General features: G+C 38.4%; 1 protein-coding gene and 1 pseudogene. One reads left to right on the forward strand and one right to left on the reverse strand.

Features of this window, described 5'->3' with window-relative positions:
• Window positions 1–511: 511 nt before the first annotated feature.
• Window positions 512–802: a helix-turn-helix domain-containing protein gene (locus tag VE944_RS28450; RefSeq protein ID WP_324985322.1), complete on the reverse strand. Its 291-nt coding sequence runs from the start codon at window positions 800–802 to the stop codon at window positions 512–514.
• Between the two features lie 169 nt (window positions 803–971).
• Between VE944_RS28450 and VE944_RS28455 the strand changes: the two are divergent.
• Window positions 972–1,532, forward strand: a pseudogene (locus VE944_RS28455) (ISKra4 family transposase); the annotation flags it as partial.
• Between the last annotated feature and the right edge of the window lie 132 nt (window positions 1,533–1,664).

Raw genomic sequence — 1,664 nt, forward strand, 5'->3', positions numbered from 1 at the left:
ACAGAAAACCGGGTTAAGCTTAAAAGCCGTATTCGCTAAGGATTTTTCCGATAACTAAGGTCATTGACTTAAACTTATTATCGAGTCACTACTCAACGAGAAAATAAGGGTTTCAGCTTCTAAAAATGTTTGTCTTACTCATGTAATATCTCTTAACCCGGTTTTCTGCGCGAATGCTACTCATACCCCAATTCTCTTAGCAACAAATCATTCTGGGGTAAAGACAAGATACGCGCAAAATTTATCACTATGTAAAGTTTTTGTAACAAATTTATCGCGATCGCCTTTGTCTATATGAGAGAAAAGTCTGCCTAGTTTGGCTTTCAGCCTAGTGAACACTTCGAGCTTATCTGTCCCAACTTAGAAAATATTGCCGAAAACAGAAGCTGAAGGGTCGTGTCAAGGAAGGCTCAAACCTTATTCTTCCGCTCAGTTGCGCTCAGAACATTGCCTAAAATAAGCCAAACTAGGCAATGTTTGAATGTTTTCAAGACATCAATACATGGCTACTTTACACAACTTTACATAGTGATAAATTTTGCGCGTATCTTGTCTTTACCCCATTCTTACCTTCCACCAAAGACTTGATCATGCTGAGATGTTCATCCTGAATTATCGGCTTTTGGTATCCTCCACGTTGTTTTGCTTCAATTTGTCCACTTTCACGATAATGACGTACCACGTTGCGTACAAATGACAAGCTGACCTTAAACCTTTGAGCCAGTTGGCGTTGCGAACCTTCCTTCTCTAACCAAGCGGCAATCACACGACCACGCAAATCTTTGGAGTAAAATACTGGCATTGAATTTGACAATCACTATCTGTTTAGCTTACCGTTTTTTGTGGTTCAATTACCTGAAAATTGCTGTAAATAAGATATAGATATATCTCTTGTGGGTTAAACATTTCTGCGATCGCTCCATAGCATCTGGGCTTTGAAAAAACGGATCGCTTTCCATCTATCATCAATTTATTGGAAAGAGTATAAAACGGGAAGATTGCAGGGAATTTATTACGGAGCATTCTTTCAAGATAATCTTTCCCTCACTAATTGGGTAAACAGCCAAAACATCGCCAAAACTCTTTATTGCTTGGTCGATTACCATGATGGGATTTGGAATCTATTTGCAGAAATAGCAGACTCCAATATTCGGCAAGAAATTTTAGACTGGTATCATTTGAAAGAAAATTTGTATAAAGTACAAGCTACCAAAAAATTTCTGGTGGACATTGAAGCTGAAATTTGGCATGGACAAGTAGAACCAGCAATTACCAAACTCAACAACAGTAAATATGTGGGAGCAACCCAGTTTATCAACTACCTACGTAAACACCGAAGTCAGTTAGTAAATTATATGTACTTTCAGGCAGAACAATTAAGCTCGATTGGTTCTGGAGCAGTGGAGTCAGCAGTCAAACAGATCGATAAGCGATCGCAAATAGTGGGAGCGCAGTGGAAATACGAAAATATACCCAATATGCTGTCTTTACGTTGTGCTTACTTAAATGGAAAACTAGCACCCACTTTCTAAAAGTTCAAATCAATCCCACAAACTCTCACAATGTTTTTATTCGCGATGAATTCTCGCGAATAATATTTCTTGATTTATTTTTGCACATTTGGGATGCTCCCATTAAAACTCACTTTTTTAGCGCTATCCGCG

The organism is Nostoc sp. (genome assembly GCF_035638895.1).
In the GTDB taxonomy this organism is placed as follows: domain Bacteria; phylum Cyanobacteriota; class Cyanobacteriia; order Cyanobacteriales; family Nostocaceae; genus Nostoc.

Coding starts and splice junctions, on each gene's coding strand:
- VE944_RS28450 (WP_324985322.1), bottom strand. CDS start 802: ATGCCAGTATTTTACTCCAAAGATTTGCGTGGTCGTGTGATTGCCGCT.